At 64.2% G+C, this 16,453-nt stretch carries 16 protein-coding genes; 7 read left to right on the plus strand and 9 right to left on the minus strand.

Going from position 1 to position 16,453, the window contains the following annotated elements; translation table 11 throughout:
* The first annotated feature begins 37 nt into the window (after positions 1-37).
* Complete coding sequence (locus QXZ85_RS00925; RefSeq protein WP_315764938.1) at positions 38-610, plus strand: hydrolase; 573 nt, start codon at positions 38-40, stop codon at positions 608-610.
* A gap of 89 nt (positions 611-699) precedes the next feature.
* On the opposite strand, the gene QXZ85_RS00930 is transcribed toward QXZ85_RS00925, so the two are convergent.
* From QXZ85_RS00930 to QXZ85_RS00940, 3 genes are read right to left on the minus strand one after another with little or no spacing between them, the layout of a single operon-like run.
* Positions 700-1,953, minus strand: a complete 1,254-nt coding sequence (locus QXZ85_RS00930; RefSeq protein WP_315769263.1) for a cytochrome c — start codon at positions 1,951-1,953, stop codon at positions 700-702.
* A gap of 15 nt (positions 1,954-1,968) precedes the next feature.
* Positions 1,969-3,729, minus strand: coding sequence for a GMC family oxidoreductase (locus tag QXZ85_RS00935; RefSeq protein WP_315741581.1), 1,761 nt, complete (start codon positions 3,727-3,729; stop codon positions 1,969-1,971).
* 1 nt (position 3,730) lies between these two features.
* Positions 3,731-4,498, minus strand: a complete 768-nt coding sequence (locus tag QXZ85_RS00940; protein WP_315707047.1) for a gluconate 2-dehydrogenase subunit 3 family protein — start codon at positions 4,496-4,498, stop codon at positions 3,731-3,733.
* Between the two features lie 344 nt (positions 4,499-4,842).
* Here QXZ85_RS00940 and QXZ85_RS00945 point away from each other — a divergent pair, with 344 nt between their 5' ends.
* Entirely contained in the window at positions 4,843-5,610 is a 768-nt protein-coding gene (locus QXZ85_RS00945) for a thermonuclease family protein (protein ID WP_315769265.1), read from the plus strand.
* Positions 5,611-5,619: 9 nt separating this feature from the next.
* Here QXZ85_RS00945 and cyoD read toward each other — a convergent pair whose 3' ends face one another.
* From cyoD to QXZ85_RS00965, 4 genes are all read right to left on the minus strand, one after another.
* Entirely contained in the window at positions 5,620-6,018 is a 399-nt protein-coding gene (gene cyoD / locus QXZ85_RS00950) for a cytochrome o ubiquinol oxidase subunit IV (RefSeq protein ID WP_315741583.1), read from the minus strand.
* Positions 6,015-6,662, minus strand: coding sequence for a cytochrome o ubiquinol oxidase subunit III (gene cyoC, locus QXZ85_RS00955; protein ID WP_315741584.1), 648 nt, complete (start codon positions 6,660-6,662; stop codon positions 6,015-6,017). The genes cyoD and cyoC overlap by 4 nt, the downstream gene beginning before the upstream one ends.
* 66 nt (positions 6,663-6,728) lie before the next feature.
* Complete coding sequence (locus tag QXZ85_RS00960) at positions 6,729-7,226, minus strand: cytochrome ubiquinol oxidase subunit II (protein WP_315707051.1); 498 nt, start codon at positions 7,224-7,226, stop codon at positions 6,729-6,731.
* Positions 7,178-7,558 carry a hypothetical protein gene (locus QXZ85_RS00965; RefSeq protein ID WP_315741585.1) on the minus strand — a complete coding sequence of 127 codons (381 nt, stop codon included), beginning with the start codon at positions 7,556-7,558 and terminating at the stop codon, positions 7,178-7,180. Before QXZ85_RS00965 ends, QXZ85_RS00960 begins: the two co-directional genes overlap by 49 nt.
* 344 nt (positions 7,559-7,902) lie before the next feature.
* Here QXZ85_RS00965 and QXZ85_RS00970 point away from each other — a divergent pair, with 344 nt between their 5' ends.
* Genes QXZ85_RS00970 through QXZ85_RS00985 form a run of 4 tightly spaced genes read left to right on the plus strand, consistent with a single transcriptional unit; the run spans position 7,903 to position 11,181 of the window.
* Positions 7,903-8,394, plus strand: a complete 492-nt coding sequence (locus tag QXZ85_RS00970; protein WP_315741586.1) for a DUF305 domain-containing protein — start codon at positions 7,903-7,905, stop codon at positions 8,392-8,394.
* A 9-nt stretch (positions 8,395-8,403) separates the two neighbouring features.
* Positions 8,404-9,858: a YncE family protein gene (locus QXZ85_RS00975; RefSeq protein ID WP_316173640.1), complete on the plus strand. Its 1,455-nt coding sequence runs from the start codon at positions 8,404-8,406 to the stop codon at positions 9,856-9,858.
* Positions 9,859-9,886: 28 nt separating this feature from the next.
* Positions 9,887-10,411 carry a sigma-70 family RNA polymerase sigma factor gene (locus QXZ85_RS00980; protein WP_315707055.1) on the plus strand — a complete coding sequence of 175 codons (525 nt, stop codon included), beginning with the start codon at positions 9,887-9,889 and terminating at the stop codon, positions 10,409-10,411.
* Positions 10,408-11,181: an anti-sigma factor gene (locus QXZ85_RS00985; protein ID WP_315769267.1), complete on the plus strand. Its 774-nt coding sequence runs from the start codon at positions 10,408-10,410 to the stop codon at positions 11,179-11,181. The genes QXZ85_RS00980 and QXZ85_RS00985 overlap by 4 nt, the downstream gene beginning before the upstream one ends.
* A 12-nt stretch (positions 11,182-11,193) precedes the next feature.
* Here the strand turns inward: QXZ85_RS00985 and QXZ85_RS00990 are convergent, their stop codons facing one another.
* Both QXZ85_RS00990 and QXZ85_RS00995 read right to left on the minus strand, forming a co-directional pair.
* Positions 11,194-12,525, minus strand: a complete 1,332-nt coding sequence (locus tag QXZ85_RS00990; protein ID WP_315707099.1) for a sorbosone dehydrogenase family protein — start codon at positions 12,523-12,525, stop codon at positions 11,194-11,196.
* 86 nt (positions 12,526-12,611) lie between these two features.
* Positions 12,612-14,399: a chloride channel protein gene (locus QXZ85_RS00995; protein WP_315707057.1), complete on the minus strand. Its 1,788-nt coding sequence runs from the start codon at positions 14,397-14,399 to the stop codon at positions 12,612-12,614.
* A gap of 496 nt (positions 14,400-14,895) precedes the next feature.
* On the opposite strand from QXZ85_RS00995, the gene dctA reads away from it, so the two are divergent.
* Positions 14,896-16,209, plus strand: a complete 1,314-nt coding sequence (gene dctA, locus QXZ85_RS01000; protein WP_315707058.1) for a C4-dicarboxylate transporter DctA — start codon at positions 14,896-14,898, stop codon at positions 16,207-16,209.
* Positions 16,210-16,453 lie beyond the last annotated feature (244 nt).

Raw genomic sequence — 16,453 nt, forward strand, 5'->3', positions numbered from 1 at the left:
CTCCTTCGATCGCCGGGTGAACTGAAAGCCGTGCCTCATGATCACGCTCGATCCCCAAACCACCGCACTGGTCTTGATCGATCTTCAGAACGGCATCGTCGGCCTGCCCCTCGCTCCCCGTCCCGGCACGGAGGTCGCGCAACGCGGCCGCGAAGTGGCCCGTCGCTTCCGCAGCGCCGGATCAGCGGTCGTGCTGGTCAGCGTGGACTTTGCACACGATTTCGCCGACGCACCGTCGCAGCCGGTCGATCAGCCGATGGCCCGGCCTGAAGGCGGCCTGCCGGAAAACTGGGGCACATTGGTCGATGATCTCAAGCAGGCGGGAGACGTCACCATCGTCAAACGACAATGGGGCGCGTTCTACGGCACTGAGCTCGATCTGCAGCTGCGCCGCCGAGGCGTGAAGACGATCGTGCTTGGCGGCATCGCGACCAATTTCGGCGTGGAGTCCACGGCGCGCCTGGCCTGGGAGCACGGCTATGCTGTCGTCATCCCGGAAGATCTCTGCACCAGCGTGTCGGCAGAGCTGCATCAGCTGGCCGTGCGCCATATCTTCCCGCGCATCTCGCGCGTCACCCGGAGCGATGATCTCGCCTTTGCGGCGGCCTGAGTGGCCCGCGGCGGCGCCTCCAAATAAAAAATCCATCACGGCGATCTCGTTCGCCGTGATGGATCGATCGTTACGCGCGGCGTAGCGGATCAGTCCGCCGCGCCGGTCACTTTGGCGCGAATGCCCTTGACCGTATCGGCCGTCACCGGCGAAGCCGCATTGCCCCAGCTGTTACGGACATAGGTGACGACGGCTGCGATCTGCTCATCGCTCAGCCGATAGCCGAACGAGGGCATGGTGGGAGCGGTCGGATGCGTATCCGTCGCCGCCGCCTGGCCGCCGGTGACCACGATATGGACCAGCGAGGCCGGATCCTCCTGGGTCGCGATCGTGGCGCCCGCGAGCTTCGGGAAGACGTGCGGAATGCCATCGCCACTGCGGACGTGACAGGCCGCGCAGGTGTCGATGAAAATCGCCTCGCCCACCTTCATCCGGCTGTCGCTCGCCGCCAGCGGGCTCGGGGCCGACGGGCCGACCGCGCCGCGCTCCTTGAGATACACCGCCATGGCCTTCAGGTCGGCGTCCGGCATCTTGGCGGTCGAGTTCTCGACCACATCCTTCATCGGCCCCGAGGCGATCACACCGCGCGCCTGCCCGGTCTTCAGATATTGCACGACCTCATCGACCGACCACTTGCCGAGCCCCGCCTGCGCATCGTTGGTGATGTTGGGCGCGGTCCAATTGTCGACCACGCCGCCCTGCAGATAACGGTCAGCCTTGTTGGCGCCGAAAGCGTTCAAGGGAGTGTGGCAAGCACCGCAATGGCCGAGGCCGTCGACCAGATAGGCGCCGCGATTGTACTCCTCCGACTTGGTCGGATCGGGCTTGAACTCGCCGGGCGTGAAGAACAGCCCGTTCCAGACCGCCATCGAGCTGCGGATATTGAACGGGAACGGCAGCGTGCTGCGGTTGACGCTGTTCGACACCGGCTCCAGCGAGCGCAAATAGGCGAAGATCGCATCCGAATCCGCCCGCGTCACCTTGGTGTAGGCGGTGTAGGGAAACGCCGGATAGAGCCGCGTTCCGTTCGGGCGTTTGCCCTCGTGCATGGCGTGCGCAAAATCGTCGGCAGTCCAACTGCCGATGCCGGTCGGATTATCGGGCGTGATGTTCGGCGTCATGATGGCGCCGAACGGCGTCTGCAACGCGAGCCCGCCCGCGAACGGCACCCCGCCCGGCGCAGTATGGCAGGCGACGCAGTCGCCGGCCGTGACCAGCGCCTTGCCGCGCGCAAGCTCGACGGAATTATCAGGGTCCGCGAGCACAGCGCTTGGAAGCGCCAGCATGGCCAAGGCAAGCCATGGGCGCAGGCGGCCCAAATGGCCTGTGTGTTGTTGCTTCACGATCGAGCTCATTTGCTACACCAGTGCCCCAGGCGATTTCAGATATTTGTTCTGGATGGCATCGAGCGCCCAATAGGTCAGCGCGCCGACGGTGCCGGTCGGGTTGTAGCCCGCGTTCTGCGGGAACGTGCAGGCGCCCATGACGAACACGTTCGGCACGTCCCAAGACTGCAGGTAGCGGTTCAGCACGCTGGTCTTGGGATCGGCGCCCGCCACCGCGCCGCCGGTGTTATGCGTGCTCTGATAGGGCACGACGTTCCACGGCGTGCGCAGGTGGTTGACCTGCGTCGTCTTGGCTCCCATCGCCTTGGCGATCTCGTCGCAGCGCTCGGCCATCCAATTGGCCATCTTGATCTCGTTCGGCTGGAAGTCGAACGTCATGCGCATCAATGGCCGGCCGAACTGATCCTTGTAGGTCGGATCGAGGTCGAGATAGTTGGCGCGGTAGCTCATCACGCTGCCCTGCGCGCCGAGGCTGACGACCCGCTGATAGGTCTCGCGCACCGCCTTCTTCCAGGCGGAGCCCCAGGTCGGGGTGCCGCGCGGTGTCGGGTGGTACATGATCGGACGGCCGTTGGTGTAGCCACAGGTGATGTTGGCGCCGCCAACGAAGCCATGCGGGCCGTGGTCGAAATTGTCGCTGTTGTAGTCGTCGATCGCCGCGCCGAGCGAGCCGGCGGCAGCGAACGGATTGAAGTTGACGTTCTCGAAGAACGCCGTCGAGCCGGAGCCGGTCTGATAAGCGTAGTTTCGGCCGACCACACCCTCGCCGCTCGCCGCGTCATAGGGCTTGCCGATGCCGGACAGCAGCAGCAGCCGCACGTTGAACAGGCCGTAGGCGCAGAGCAACACCAGATCGGCGGGCTGCTCCCACTCCTGGCCATTGGCGTCGACATAGGTGACGCCCTTGGCGGTCTTGCCGTCGCCGCTGAGGTTGACCTTCATCACCTCGCATTCGGTACGCGCCTCGAAGTTCGGCTCGCGCACCAGCGCCGGCAGCACGCAGGTCTGCGGCGATGATTTCGAGTAGTTGGCGCAGCCGAAGCGCTCGCAGAAGCCGCAATAGGTGCAAGGCGCCATGCTGCAGCCATACGGATTGGTGTAGGCGGTCGAGATGTTCGCGGACGGACGCGGGAACGGATGCAGGCCCATCCCGCTCGCCGCCTTCGTGAACAGGTCCTGGGCATAGCCCTGCTTCAGCGGGGGCGTCGGATATTCGCGGGTGCGCACACCCTCGAACGGATTGCCGCCGGGCTGGACCGCGCCCTTGAGATTGCCGGCCTTGCCCGAGATGCCAAGCGTATATTCGAACCTGTCATAGAACGGCTCGAGCTCATCGTAGCTCATCGGCCAGTCCTGAATCTGGTGCCCCTCTGGCATGATCTTCTCGCCGTAGCGCTCGATCATGTGGCTGCGGATGCGGAAATCATCGGGGAGGAAGCGCCAGGTGTGGCCGTTCCAGTGCGAGCCGGCGCCGCCGACGCCATTGCCCGGCAGGAAGCTGCCCCAGCGCCGAATCGGCAGCGCGGTCTGCGACGAGTTGTTGCGCATGGTCAGTGTTTCCTGCCGCGGGCGCAGGAAGATGTCGTGACGGACGGCGTAGCGCAGCTCATCCGGTGCGGTGCCGATGTTGAAGTCGGTGGCAGTGTCGCGCCAGGGGCCGCGCTCGATGGCGACGACATTGAGGCCGGAGCGGGCGAGCTCGAGCGCCAAGATCGATCCGGTCCAGCCGAGACCGACGATGACAACGTCCTTGTGTGGAAGACGGCGGGCCATGTCAGCGTTCTCCCCAGGCCTGACGGCCCTGCATGCTGACCGGAGGCAGCGTGTACGGTTTGTTCGGATTGTCGATCACATCGCGATAGTCGTAGCGGACACCGGGGAAGCCGATCAGCTTCCAGCCCGCCATGTCCTTGTTGCCGCCATAGATCGGATCGGCGAAGAAGCCTTCCATGGTATTGGCATAAACGGTGCTGAACAGCATGCGGCTGGAGAAGCCCTCGAACTTCACATCGCCCTTTTCCATACCGGAGAGCAGCTTCTCCTTCTCCTCATTGGTGAGGTCGATGAAGCCGCGACCTGCGTAGTTCGCCTTGCAATAGGCCGCGAGCGCTGCAAGCCCCTGGCGATATTGCTGGCGCGGCGTGAGCGGCGATTGCAGGCCCTGCGTCGGCAGCGGATTGGACGAGAACGGTCCCTGCATATAGAGCCAGTCATGACCGCCATAGGGGCCGGTCAGTTGACGATCGATGAACGTGGTGACGCCCGCATCCTTGGCGCCAGGCCCGAGTTCGTCGGTCGGAATCAGGCGGTCGACGATGGCGTCGACGACAGCGGCTTCATCCGCGGTGAAGAACAGCCAGCCGCCGGGCACCACCGGCGTCACCGGATAGACTTCGTTCGGCCGCCAGGGCAGCACCTTGGTGACGACCTTGGCGGTCGCCCCGGATGTCGTAATCAGCAACGCAGCCGTTGCGAGCAGGCTCCGGCGTGACATGCCGGCGTGTTTCGGCTTCTCCGCCGGCGGCGCAAACTTTGCGCGCATCAACGAACGATCGTCGGTTTGCATCATTTAACCCCCCGCCGGGCCTCGATGGATGGTCCGGTCGTGCCGCTTTCTTTAGACAGATTCGTAAACAAATCCGTTGCGAACCGAATGCAATTCGCTCATGGCGCTCTGCGCTCCAACGCCGCGCGCCTAACGTGGCGCACACATGCGTGCCCGCTTGCCCACTCAGTTCCGGATTTCGGGGCTACTCGCGCAACTATGACCCGAGATTCGAAACGCACTCGCTCCCTCGGTGCCGATGCAACCGTCATGACGCAGCGATTGGTTCTGCGACGCTCTGATGTGCTAGCGTGTGACCGGCATGGACCAAGGGGGAAGGCATGCGCGCGCCGAGCCGGCTTTTTGCATTTTCGTTGATTTTTATTTTGCTCGAAGCGAGCGGCCCGGCAGCGGCCGCAAGCGCCATCGTGAAAGATGGAGACACCATCCAGCTTGGGAACACCGTGTTTCGGCTCGACGGCGTTGATGCGCCTGAATTCGACCAGCTCTGCATCGACGATCACGCTGATTCATGGACCTGCGGCATCGAGGCGCGGGACCAACTCGCCAGGCTGATCGGCGGCCGCCCCGTGCGTTGCGATGATCTCGGTCCGGATAAGGCGCGCAAGGGCCGTCGCATCGGCGCCTGCTTCATCGAGAGTGATGCCGTGAGCCTCAACCAGCAGATCGCGCGCGCTGGCTTCGCCGTCAGTGCCGAACCGGCGGCGAAGGTTCACGTCAAGGACGACGTGGCCACAGCCAAGGACGGCTGGCGCGGCATCTGGAAGGGCTGCTTCGTTGCCCCAAGCGAATTCCGCAGCGACAAGAAGGACGGCCCGCTGCTCGGCGCCTCCTGCCGCGCCGACCGCGACCGCGAGATTCGTGCCGTGCTGTTTCCGGACGCGCCGGCCATGCCGCCGGGCTGCAGCATCAAGGCCAAGTTCGCGGTGCGGGCACGGTTCACCGGCAATGTCGGCGTCTACCATCTGCAGGGGTGCCCGAGCTATCCCGCTCTGGCCGAGCCCGATCGCTGGTTCTGCTCGGAGGATGACGCCCGCGCTGCCGGCTTCCGGCGTGCCTTCAACTGCAGGGCGCCAAAGAGCAAGTAAACTCAGTCCCTATCTTTGCATCTGCATCAGCTGATCCATCGGCATCATGTTGTGGTTCAGATGCGACATGATCCAGAACGAGCCGCCGACGACCAGAAACACGATCAGGAGCCCGAACGCCAGCGCGAGCACGTTGTTGGTGTTGTCGGGCCCGGTCGTGATGTGCAGGAAGAACACGAGGTGCACGCCCATCTGTGCGATCGCGAGCACGATCAACGCAACCGGTATCGACGGCTGCCAGACCAGGTCAGTATTGGCAATGAAGAACGACGTGGCGGTGAGTAACAGCGCAAGCGCGAGGCCGACGACATAGCCGAGCAGGCGCGAGCCTAAGCTCATGGGCTCCTCTTCACCCGGTGCGAGGTCGCCGTGATGGCCGAGGGGCTCGTAGTCCAAATGCTCGCTCATGCCGCGGTCCCCATGAGATAGACGACGGAAAAGACGGCGACCCAGATGATGTCCAGCGCGTGCCAGAACAGCGCAAAGCAGAGGATGCGGCGCTGGATGTCGGCGCGGAATCCTTTGGCGACCACCTGGGCCATCATGGTCAAGAGCCAGAGGATGCCGGCGCTGACGTGCAGGCCATGGCAGCCCACCAGCGTGAAGAAGGCGGTCAGAAAGGCGCTGCGGCTCGGACCGTTGCCGTGCGCCACCAGATTTGTGAACTCGCGTGCCTCGAGCAACAGGAAGCCGGCACCGAGCACGGCGGTCACCGCCATCGCGATCTGAAACCACAGCGCGTTGCGCATGTCGGCGGCGATGCTCGCCATGCCGCAGGTGAAGCTCGACAGCAGCAGCAAGATGGTCTCGATCGCCACGCTTCTCTGGTCGAACAGCTCCGCTCCGCTTGGCCCACCCGCCGTCTGCCCCACCAGCACGGCGTAACTGGCAAAGAAGCAGGAGAACATCACGATGTCGGAGAGCAGGAATATCCAGAAGCCGAATCCGGTCACGATCCGCTTCGGTGCCGGCCCTCCATGCTCGGTGACGCGCAACTGATGCGGGTCGGCATTGGCTCCAACGCTGACCGCCGCAGTTGCCGTCATCGCCATGATGCATCTCCTGCCCAGCCGCGCCGAAATGCAGAAAACGGGCGAGATAGCGGGATCTGAACAAGCTCACCTGACATTGCGGGCTCCGCCCTCCGGCCTCACCTCGTTCGCGCTCATCTGCGGTCCTGGTGCCGGAGCAATCTTCTGGGTTGCGATCTTGCCGAACAATTCGGGATCATCGAGGCGATAGGTCTTCGTCTTCTCGATCGATTGCTGTGCAAGCTTCTTGTAGGCGGTCTCGTCGAGCACCTCGGTACTACGCGCCGTCGACTGAGCCCAGTCGTCGAACGCCACCTGCGACATCACCTGGGTGTCGAACATCATCTCGGGAAAGCCGTCGCCGCTGAATTGCGCAGCCAGGCCCTTGTAGGTCCCCTCCTCGTCCGCACGCAGCTCGAGCCGCGTGACCATGCCGTTCATGGTGTAGATCATGCTGCCGAGCTGCGGGATGAAGAAGGCGGTCATGACGCTTCCCGACGTGAGCTCGAAGCGCAGCGGTGCCCCGACAGGCACGGTCAGGTGATTGACGGTTGCGATCCGCTGATCCGGATAGATAACAGCCATTTCCAATCGAGCGAGACAACCTGGATACGGATCGGCACGCCGGTGCCGGGCACCGGTTTGCCGGGATCGAGCTCATGCGAACCGATCCAGGCAACGCCACCGAGCAGGATGATGGTGAGCGTCGGGATGAACCAGACCACCATCTCGATGCGGCCCGAATAGGCAAAGTTCGGCATGTAGCTCGCCCTGGCATTGGACGCGCGATACCAGAAGGCGAACACGAAGATCGCAATGATCGTCGGGATGATGATCGCGAGCATGATCGCGACCGAGTCGATCAGGAGGGTCTTTTCGGCCGCGGCGATCGGTCCTTGCGGATCAAAGATGTTCATGCGCCCGTCAATTCCCACGGCGGCCCCTGGCGACAAACGTTGTGGCGCACGGCTGGTTCCTATGCGCCTTGTCATCGACTGACTGGCCGCTCCCGGGAGGGGCTGCCGCCCGCTCTATCCGTTTGAGCCTGCTGCAATCTTCCGGTTGCGCCCCCGGCCGCACCTCCGCTCGGACGATAGCCGCGGAAAAATGGCGTGACGGACGGAATAGAAGCGGACCGCCAGCGTCATCATCCGTGCCATCCGACATGGAGTTTGAGATGCCCCACCCCGTTCCGCATCTGGCATGCCCCCGCAGCGCGCGGTCCGCGCCGGTCCACCTGAAGCCGTCCTGGAGCTGATCCATGTGGCGTTGTCTCAGACCAACTTCTGCCAAGGCCATCTTTGCCGCGCGCGTGCTGATCGCATTTGCGCTGCCTCCCCTCGTCTTTGCGCATGAAGCGCATCCCGGCCACGCGATCGCCGCCTCGACCGAAGAACGCGCATTCCTCGACGAAAATGACGCCGCCATGACCAAGATGATGAACGATATGGCGGCCAAGCCATCCGGCGACATCGATCGGGACTTCACCGCGATGATGATCCCGCATCACCAGGGCGCAATCGACATGGCGGTGATCGAGTTGCGTTATGGCAAGAACGAGCAGCTCAGGCGCATCGCGCAGGAGATCATCGTCGATCAGTTGCAGGAAATCGACGCCATGAAGCTTGCGATCGGCGAAGCCGTGACCACCGCAACGCCAGCGCCCACCCAACCGGCGCCTGCCTCAATCCCCACCGCTTCCTCCGGCCACCATAACGGCATGCCAATGACCATGTCGCCAGACATGAAATAGGAGTCCATCATGAACGCCCTGAAGACCGTCTTTCTGGCCGGCACCGTGCTTGCGCTGTGTCCCGCCGCGTGGGCCGGACAAGCCCCTGGCACCCTCGCCGCGTCCGAGGTTCCGATCAGCCATCACGACCGCGTCTATGCCGCGGAACAGTTCTCCAACACGGTCTCCGTGACCGATCCCGTCGACAACAAGCTGCTCGGCGTCATCAAACTGGGCGATCCGCAGCCTGGTAATTTCAGCCCGCTCTACAAGGGCCAGGTGCTCGTGCACGGCATGGGGTATGCGCCCGATCACCGCACGCTCGCGGTGGTGTCGATCGGCTCCAATTCCGTGACCTTCATCGACACGGCGACCAACGCGGTCAAGCACATCACTTATGTCGGGCGCTCCCCGCACGAAGCGTTCTACACGCCCGACGGATGCGAGGTCTGGGTCACCGTTCGCGGCGAGGACTACGTCTCCGTGATCGACGCCAAGACGTTCGAGGAGAAGGCGCGTATCAAGATGGCGAACGGTCCCGGCATGCAGATCTTCTCACCCGACGGCAAATACGGCTATGTCTGCTCGTCCTTCACCCCGGAGACGGCGGTGATCTCGGTCGCCGAGCACAAGATCGTCGCCAAGGTGAAACAAGAGAGCCCGTTCTGCCCGAACATCGCCGCGACGCCGGACGGCAACCAGGTCTGGTTCACGCTCAAGGATGTCGGCCGCACCCAAGTGTTCGATGCCAAGCCGCCGTTCAACCTGCTCAAGACCATCGACACCGGTCCGATCACCAACCACGTCAACTTCGCCCATACGCCCAAGGGCACGTTCGCCTATGTCACCGTCGGTGGGCTGAACCAAGTCAAGGTGTTCCGCACCGATGACTTCTCGCAAGTCGCGACCATCCCGGTCGGCAATCTGCCGCATGGCGTGTGGCCGTCCGGCGACGGCAGTCGCATCTATGTCGGGCTGGAAAATGCCGACGCGCTCGCGGCGATCGACACCGCGACCAACACGGTGATCGCGAACGTCCCGATCGGACAGGCGCCACAGGCCATCGCCTATGTCTCCAACGCCGCACCGAATGCGGACGATCGCCAGAATCTGCAGCCGATCGGCGTCGCCGGTCAGGTCGCGCATCTGACGCTCGCGCCGAAGGAGCGCGTCAAGGAGGGCAGCGGAGCAACCAGCGTGTCGCTGTTCGATCAGGGCCTGATCCAGATCCTGCAGGCTTCGGTGACGGGGCTGCAGCCGAAGCAGAAATACGTGTTGGCGCTCGCCGAGCGCGCCGACGGCACTGGATCGCTGCAACCGCTGTCTTCCTTCATGACAAATCCGGCGGGATCGGCGATCGTGAATGCGGCCGGTCCGATCCGCCAGATCGTGGTGCAGCCGCGGGGTGCCGAGCGGCGCTATCTGGTGATCGCATCGGGCGAGCCGGCGACGCCGGGCGCCGTGGTGCAGATCCAGGCCGAGTGAGCGGATCAAGGCGGCGGAGCTGAGTTCGATGGAACAGATGCTACGAGAGGTCGAGCCGCTGATCCCGGCGCTCCGCCGCTACGCCAGGGCGCTGATGCGCGACCGCGCCAGCGCCGACGATCTGGTGCAGGACTGCCTGGAGCGGGCCATCAGCCGCTGGTCGCAACGGCGCGATGGCGAGGTCCGCTCGTGGTTGTTCACGATCCTGCATCATCTCGCGATCGATCGCTTCCGCCAAACGAAGACGCGAGGGGTCCATATTGCGCTTGAAGAGACGCTTGAGGGCGAGTTCGGCGCCGCAGCCACGCAGGATCAGAACCTGATGTACCAGGACGTGCTCAACAAGCTCGCCAACCTGCCGGACGATCAGCGCGCGGTACTACTGTTGGTTGCGGTGGAGGATCTGTCCTATGCCGAGGCTGCCAAGGTCCTCAACATCCCCGTCGGCACCGTGATGTCGCGGCTGTCGCGCGCGCGGGAGCGGCTGCAGCGGGAGATCGAGGGAACGGCGTCTCTGTCCGGCAATGTCGTGCCACTTCGGAGCGTGAAATGAACCAGCGTCCGATCGCGGAAGATGACCTCCACGCCTATGTCGATCATGCGCTTGCGCCGGAACGGCGCGCCGAGGTCGCAGCCTATCTGGAGGACCACCCCGACATCGCCAAGCGCATTCTCGGCTATGCCGACCAGCGCGAACGGCTGCGCGCGGCGCTGGCGCCAGTGGCCGACGAGCCGCTGCCCGCCACGCTCAATCTCGCGCGCATGATCGAAGCGCGCCGGCGCCGCCGCTTGCCACTGCAATGGGCCGCCGCCGCGGTACTGCTGCTGTGCATCGGCGGCATCGGCGGCTGGGTGGCGCGCAACTCGCTGCAGCCTGCCCCTGGCGGGCTGATCGCGCTCGCGCAGGAGGCCACCGATTCCTATCACGTCTATGCGCCCGACCATGTGCGTCCGGTGGAGCTTCGCGCCTCCGACACTGTGCAACTGACGCAATGGGTCTCCAACCGTCTGCACCAGCCGGTAAAGGTGCCGGACCTCGCCGCTGCGGGTTACCGGCTGATGGGCGGACGTCTGGTCCCGACGTCGCATGGCCCCGCCGCGATGTTCATGTACGACGATGACCATGGCGACAGGCTGGTGATGCTGACGCGGCCGATGAACAAGACCGATCAGAACGCGCCGATGATGGCGCAATCGAGAGGCGATGTCGGCGGCCTGGTCTGGGCCGATGGCGGCATCGGCTATAGCCTGGTCGGCCAGGCGCCGGCCGAATCCTTGCGCCCGATCGCAAACGAGGTACGCAAACAGGCGCGCGAGATTTGAGCGTGATCAGGATCAGCGGCTCACGCGCCAGATCGTGCCGTTGCCGTCCTCGGAGATCAAAAGGCTGCCGTCGCGCGCGACCGCGACGCCGACCGGCCTGCCCCAGACCTCGCGGTCATTGATGACAAAGCCGGTGACGAAATCCTCATATTCACCGGTCGGCTTGCCATCCTTCAGGCGGATGCGGATCACCTTGTAGCCGGTGCGCTTGGACCTGTTCCAGGAGCCGTGCTCGGCGGCAAAGGCATCGCCGCGATAGTCGGGGGGAAACAGGCTGGCGTCGTAGAAGGTCAGGCCGAGCGAGGCCGAGTGCGCCTGTAGCAGCACGTCGGGAACGGTGATCTTGCCCTTCAGATCGGGCCGCGCCCCCTCATGCCGCGTGTCCAGATTGTCGCCGATATAGTACCAGGGCCAGCCGTAGAACCCGCCCTCCTTCACGCTGGTCACATAATCAGGCACGAGATTGTCGCCGAGCCCGTCGCGCTCATTGGTCGAGCACCAGGGCGCGCCGGTCGCGGGCTGGATCGCGAGGCCGACGCAGTTGCGGATGCCAGCGGCGTAAAGCGTCTGATTCTTGCCGTCCGGATCGAAGGCAAGGACGGCGGCGCGGTTGGTCTCTTCGCCCCAGGCGGCGCCGAGCGTATGCGCGCTGCTCCATGCCGCGAGGCCGCCCGGCGGCTCGCCCATCCCTTCCCCTGCATTGCCGACGGAGCCGACCGACACCAGCATGCGCTTGCCGTCCGGCGTGAACACGATGTCACGGGTGGAATGGCCATAACCGGCCGGCAGATTGGCAACCACCGTCTCCGGCGCGCCGGAGGCCTTCATGTCGCCCGCGTGATAGGGAAAGCGCACCACACTGCCGGTGTTGGCGACGTAAACCCATTGCGGGTCCTTTGCTGGAAAGAATGCGATGCCGAACGGGTGATTGAGCCTGTCGGCGAAGATCTCGCTGGAAGCCGGCTTCGATCCGTCGTCGCTCGGGCGCAGCACGCGGATACGGTTCGCACGCGTCTCGGCGACGAAGACATCCCCGTTGGGCGCCACGCGCATGATGCGCGGTCCACTCAGACCTTCGGCGAACAGCGCGACTTTGAATCCTTCCGGGGCCTGCGGTGTGGCAGAAGCCGGCCGCGCCACCACGCGCGAAACATTGGCAGCCGATGGCGTGGCGCCGGGCTTTGGCAGGTCCTCGGGGCGGATCAGGCGGATGGTGCCGGGTACATCGTTCTGCCAGCTGCCGAACGCATCCTTGCCCTTGAGCACGGCGGGCTCGGCTGCGGCTGCGGCGATCGTCAGCCCGGCAACTGCCGCTGCAACCAAAGCCCGAACGCATCCCACCATATCGTCGTTGCGCGTCATCGCCCCTCAAGCCGCGGTTGCCGCCAATGTTCCTGCTGACGAGATCACATATTGCGCGCGTGACGCCCTTACGACAGCGCACCCAGCACGCCACGCGTCGCCTGGTCGATCTCCTCGACATAGCGGCGGCGCGCGAAGGATTCGGTGAGGAATCCGATCACCTTGCGGCTGTTCTCGGATTCCAGCACCGCGAGCACCTCTGCGCCCTCGTCGTCGAAGATCTTCATCGCGGTCTTGACATTCATTTCGGGCAGCAACGCGACATCGATATATTTGGCGAGTTCGACCACCTGGATGTCGTCCGCGATCGAATCAAGCTCCCCGGAGAACAGGTCCGGCAACGACACCAGCCCGCAATAATCGTCACTGTTGTTGACGACAATGATCGCCTGGCGCGAGCCGAGCACGAATTCGCGCCGCGCAGCCGCGATCGTGGTGGAGGTCGGACATTTGGCGACGTCGGTGCGCATCAGGCGCTCGACCGTCAGGTTGCGCAGCCAGCCGACATCGTTGGCGCTGCGGATGGTCTCGCCGCGCAGATGCAGGCGCCAAGTCGAGAACGAATGCCCGAACATGAAGCGGACGCAGATGCTGGTGACGATGCAGGCGGCCAAAACCACCGCGGTGACGTCGACGCTGCGCGTCATCTCCAGCACCAGGAACGACATGGTCAGCGGACCGCCGACGATCGCCACGCCCAGCGTCGCCATGCCGGTCAGCATCGCCACCATGGGATCGACGGCGAAGCTTGGAAGGACGATGGCGAGCAGCGCGGCGAACAATTTGCCGAGCAGGCTGCCGATGAACAGCGAGGCGAAGAACAGGCCGCCGCGAAAGCCGGAGGCCAGCGAGATCAGGCAGGCCGCGAGCTTGAGCACGATGATGGTGGCGATCATGCCGGCCGCCATCTCGCGATGCAGGTCGAGTAGCATGGCGCCGTGACCGGCCGCCAACACCTGCGGCGTGACGATCGCCATCGCGCCGACGCAGACGCCGCCGATCGCGGGCCTCAGCCAGACCGGAATCCGTACGAACAACCGTTCGACCGCCGGCGAGGAGCGCATCACGACGATGCCGATGCCGCTGACGATCAGGGCCAGCACGATGAAGGCCAGATATTGCTCGAGCCCGACCGAGCCAACCTTGGCGATCTCCAACGAATAGGGTGCGCCGGCGAGATATTGCGAGGTCAGTGCGCCGGATAGCGAAGCGGCCAGGATCGGCGCCGCGCTGCCGACGGCATAGACGCCGACGATCAGCTCGCAGGCATAGAAGGCGCCGGTGATCGGCGCGCCGAAGGCCGCGGCGATCGCAGCCGCCGCGCCACAGCCGACAATCAGGCGCATGTCATTGCGCCGGAGCGTCAGATATTGTCCAAGCAGCGACGCTAGGCCGGCGCCGATCTGGGCGTAGCCGGCCTCGAGGCCGACAGATGCGCCGGAGCCATTGGAGACCAGCGTCTGGCCGGTCACCACCACGCTGTCGCGCATGGACAGCCGTCCGCCACGCAGCGCGTTGGCCTCGACCGGGTCGACGGCGGCGCCGAGCTTCCAGCGCCGGCGCAGCCATTCCATGATACCGAGCACCAAGCCGCCGCAGGCAGGCGCAATCACTGCAATCACGGGATTGACCCAGGAGTTGGCGCTCAGGCGGACGTCGATCGGAATGCCGAAGATGAACACATGGGCAAACTGCGCGAGCAGAGTGATCACCGTCACGGTGGCCCCCGTCGCAACCCCGATCACCAGCGCCAACGGAATCAGGTAAAACTCGTTGCTGCGCAGCAGCGCGCGCAGCCTGGTCACAAACCGGTTAGGCCCCTTGCGATCGATGATGTGTGCGAATGTCGACAGCACGAGCAGCCATTTATTCTATGGATCGGCCTCATCTGAGGCCATAACCCGCTATTTTCCAGCGAACAAGCACGAATTCCTTCTTCATCCCGCAAAGGTTATCGCGCGATCAAGACGCCCGACCACCATCCGGACGGTAGGAAAGACTTTCGCTCCAAAACACAATCTCAGCGACCTTCAAAAAACGGAATGTCCCTGTGATTGTATCATTCTCGGCATGCGGCGCGACCGGGGCCCAAGGTTCACCCCCAAAACTTACACCTGAGACTCGCAAACGAGCGTCTCCGCTGCAATGCCAACCGTAACGCACGGGGCTCGTTCCATTGTCCTTTCCCGGCGCCGCCACGCTTGCCGGCCGCCCTCCGCTTTCGGAACCGGCGTCCCTCGGCCGGATCGTGCATCGGATTTGACGCCCCTGCCCGAAGCTTTAATGAAGGCTGGCCCACCCGCAGCGCGGTGTCGGCGCATGGCGACAAGCAAACCCTGACGAGAACTGGTGATGACCGCATCGACCCTGGCTGCCGAGAGCAAAAGCAGTCCGCGCCGCGCCTGGTGGAAGGAGCTGTGGATCCAGGTGCTGATCGCGATGGCCGCCGGCATCGTGCTCGGCGCTGTCAGGCCCGAGCTCGGGGCTCAGATGCAGCCGCTGGGCGATGCCTTCATCAAGGCTATCCGGATGCTGATCGCGCCGATCATCTTCTGCACCGTGGTCAACGGCATCGCGCATATGGCCGACATGGCCAGGGTCGGCCGCGTCGCTGTCAAGGCGCTGATCTATTTCGAGGTGATCACGACCTTCGCATTGATCATCGGGCTTGCAGCGGTGAACCTGTGGCAGCCCGGCGCCGGCATGAATATCGACCCCGCCACCATAAACGCCAGCGTGGTCGAGCCCTATGTGAAGCAGACGGCGGCGGTCGGCCTGGTGCCGTTCCTGCTCAACATCATTCCGCACAGCTTCGTCGGCGCCTTCGCCGAAGGCAACATCCTGCAGGTGCTGTTCATCTCCGTTCTCTGCGGCTTCGCGCTGATCTGGCTCGGCGAGCGCGCCAAGGTCGTCACCGACGTGATCGACGTCGGCGGACAGATGATCTTCGGCATCGTACGGATCGTGATGTGGGCGGCCCCGCTCGGCGCCTTCGGCGCGATCGCCTTCACCGTCGGCAAGTTCGGACTCGGATCACTTTCCTCCCTCGGCCGCCTGCTCGGTGGCTTCTACGTGACCTGCATCCTCTTCATCGCGGTCGTGCTCGGGCCGATCGCCGCTCTCTCCGGCTTCAGCCTGTGGAAGCTGATCCGCTACATCAGGGACGAGATCCTGGTCTGCATCGCCACCACCTCGTCCGAGACCGTGCTGCCGCGCATGCTCGCCAAGATGGAAGCATTGGGCTGCGAACGCAGCATCGTCGGACTCGTGATCCCGACCGGCTATTCATTCAATCTCGACGGCACCTGCCTCTACCTCGCGACGGCAGCCGTGTTCCTGGCGCAGGCCACCAACACGCATCTTGATATCGAGCACCAGATCGGCCTGTTGATCATCCTGCTGGTCACATCCAAGGGCGCTGCCGGCATCGCTGGCGCCGCCTTCGTCGTGCTCGCCGCAACGCTCGCCGCCACCGGCACGATACCGGTTGCGAGCGTCGCGCTGGTGCTCGGCATCCACCGGCTGATGTCGCAGGGCCTGACGCCGACCAACCTGATCGGCAATGCGGTCGCCACCGTGGTCATCGCGCGCTGGGAGAATGCGCTCGATCACGAGCGCCTCAAGCGGGTGCTCAACGCCGGCGAGGTGCCGGCTGCGACGAATTGAGAATCGTTCTCGCTTAATAGGACGGATCGCAACTGCATCGGATATGATGCAGATCAAGCGGCGCATGACGCAAAATTAATATCTTTGTTCTTCTCCAGCCGCCGTCGCTCCACTAGTTCTGTGGCACAGCAATCGAGTCGCTGTGCCAGCCGGTCACAACTAACAGACACGAACAGAAACGGCGGCTACACAAACAGGCGGGGAGGAAGCGCGCAGCAGGGCAGCACGATCGCGTCGCAGGATG

Source organism: Bradyrhizobium sp. SZCCHNGR1005, from assembly GCF_032489995.1.
In the GTDB taxonomy this organism is placed as follows: domain Bacteria; phylum Pseudomonadota; class Alphaproteobacteria; order Rhizobiales; family Xanthobacteraceae; genus Bradyrhizobium.

Excerpts from the sequence above, each read along its gene's own strand:
- QXZ85_RS00925 (WP_315764938.1), top strand. The coding sequence starts at position 38 with ATGATCACGCTCGATCCCCAAACCACCGCACTGGTCTTGATCGATCTT.
- QXZ85_RS00935 (WP_315741581.1), bottom strand. The coding sequence starts at position 3,729 with ATGGCCCGCCGTCTTCCACACAAGGACGTTGTCATCGTCGGTCTCGGC.
- QXZ85_RS00940 (WP_315707047.1), bottom strand. The coding sequence starts at position 4,498 with ATGCGCGCAAAGTTTGCGCCGCCGGCGGAGAAGCCGAAACACGCCGGC.
- QXZ85_RS00945 (WP_315769265.1), top strand. The coding sequence starts at position 4,843 with ATGCGCGCGCCGAGCCGGCTTTTTGCATTTTCGTTGATTTTTATTTTG.
- cyoD (WP_315741583.1), bottom strand. The coding sequence starts at position 6,018 with ATGAGCGAGCATTTGGACTACGAGCCCCTCGGCCATCACGGCGACCTC.
- cyoC (WP_315741584.1), bottom strand. The coding sequence starts at position 6,662 with ATGGCGATGACGGCAACTGCGGCGGTCAGCGTTGGAGCCAATGCCGAC.
- QXZ85_RS00960 (WP_315707051.1), bottom strand. The coding sequence starts at position 7,226 with ATGGCTGTTATCTATCCGGATCAGCGGATCGCAACCGTCAATCACCTG.
- QXZ85_RS00965 (WP_315741585.1), bottom strand. The coding sequence starts at position 7,558 with ATGAACATCTTTGATCCGCAAGGACCGATCGCCGCGGCCGAAAAGACC.
- QXZ85_RS00970 (WP_315741586.1), top strand. The coding sequence starts at position 7,903 with ATGTGGCGTTGTCTCAGACCAACTTCTGCCAAGGCCATCTTTGCCGCG.
- QXZ85_RS00975 (WP_316173640.1), top strand. The coding sequence starts at position 8,404 with ATGAACGCCCTGAAGACCGTCTTTCTGGCCGGCACCGTGCTTGCGCTG.
- QXZ85_RS00980 (WP_315707055.1), top strand. The coding sequence starts at position 9,887 with ATGGAACAGATGCTACGAGAGGTCGAGCCGCTGATCCCGGCGCTCCGC.
- QXZ85_RS00985 (WP_315769267.1), top strand. The coding sequence starts at position 10,408 with ATGAACCAGCGTCCGATCGCGGAAGATGACCTCCACGCCTATGTCGAT.
- QXZ85_RS00990 (WP_315707099.1), bottom strand. The coding sequence starts at position 12,525 with ATGGTGGGATGCGTTCGGGCTTTGGTTGCAGCGGCAGTTGCCGGGCTG.
- dctA (WP_315707058.1), top strand. The coding sequence starts at position 14,896 with ATGACCGCATCGACCCTGGCTGCCGAGAGCAAAAGCAGTCCGCGCCGC.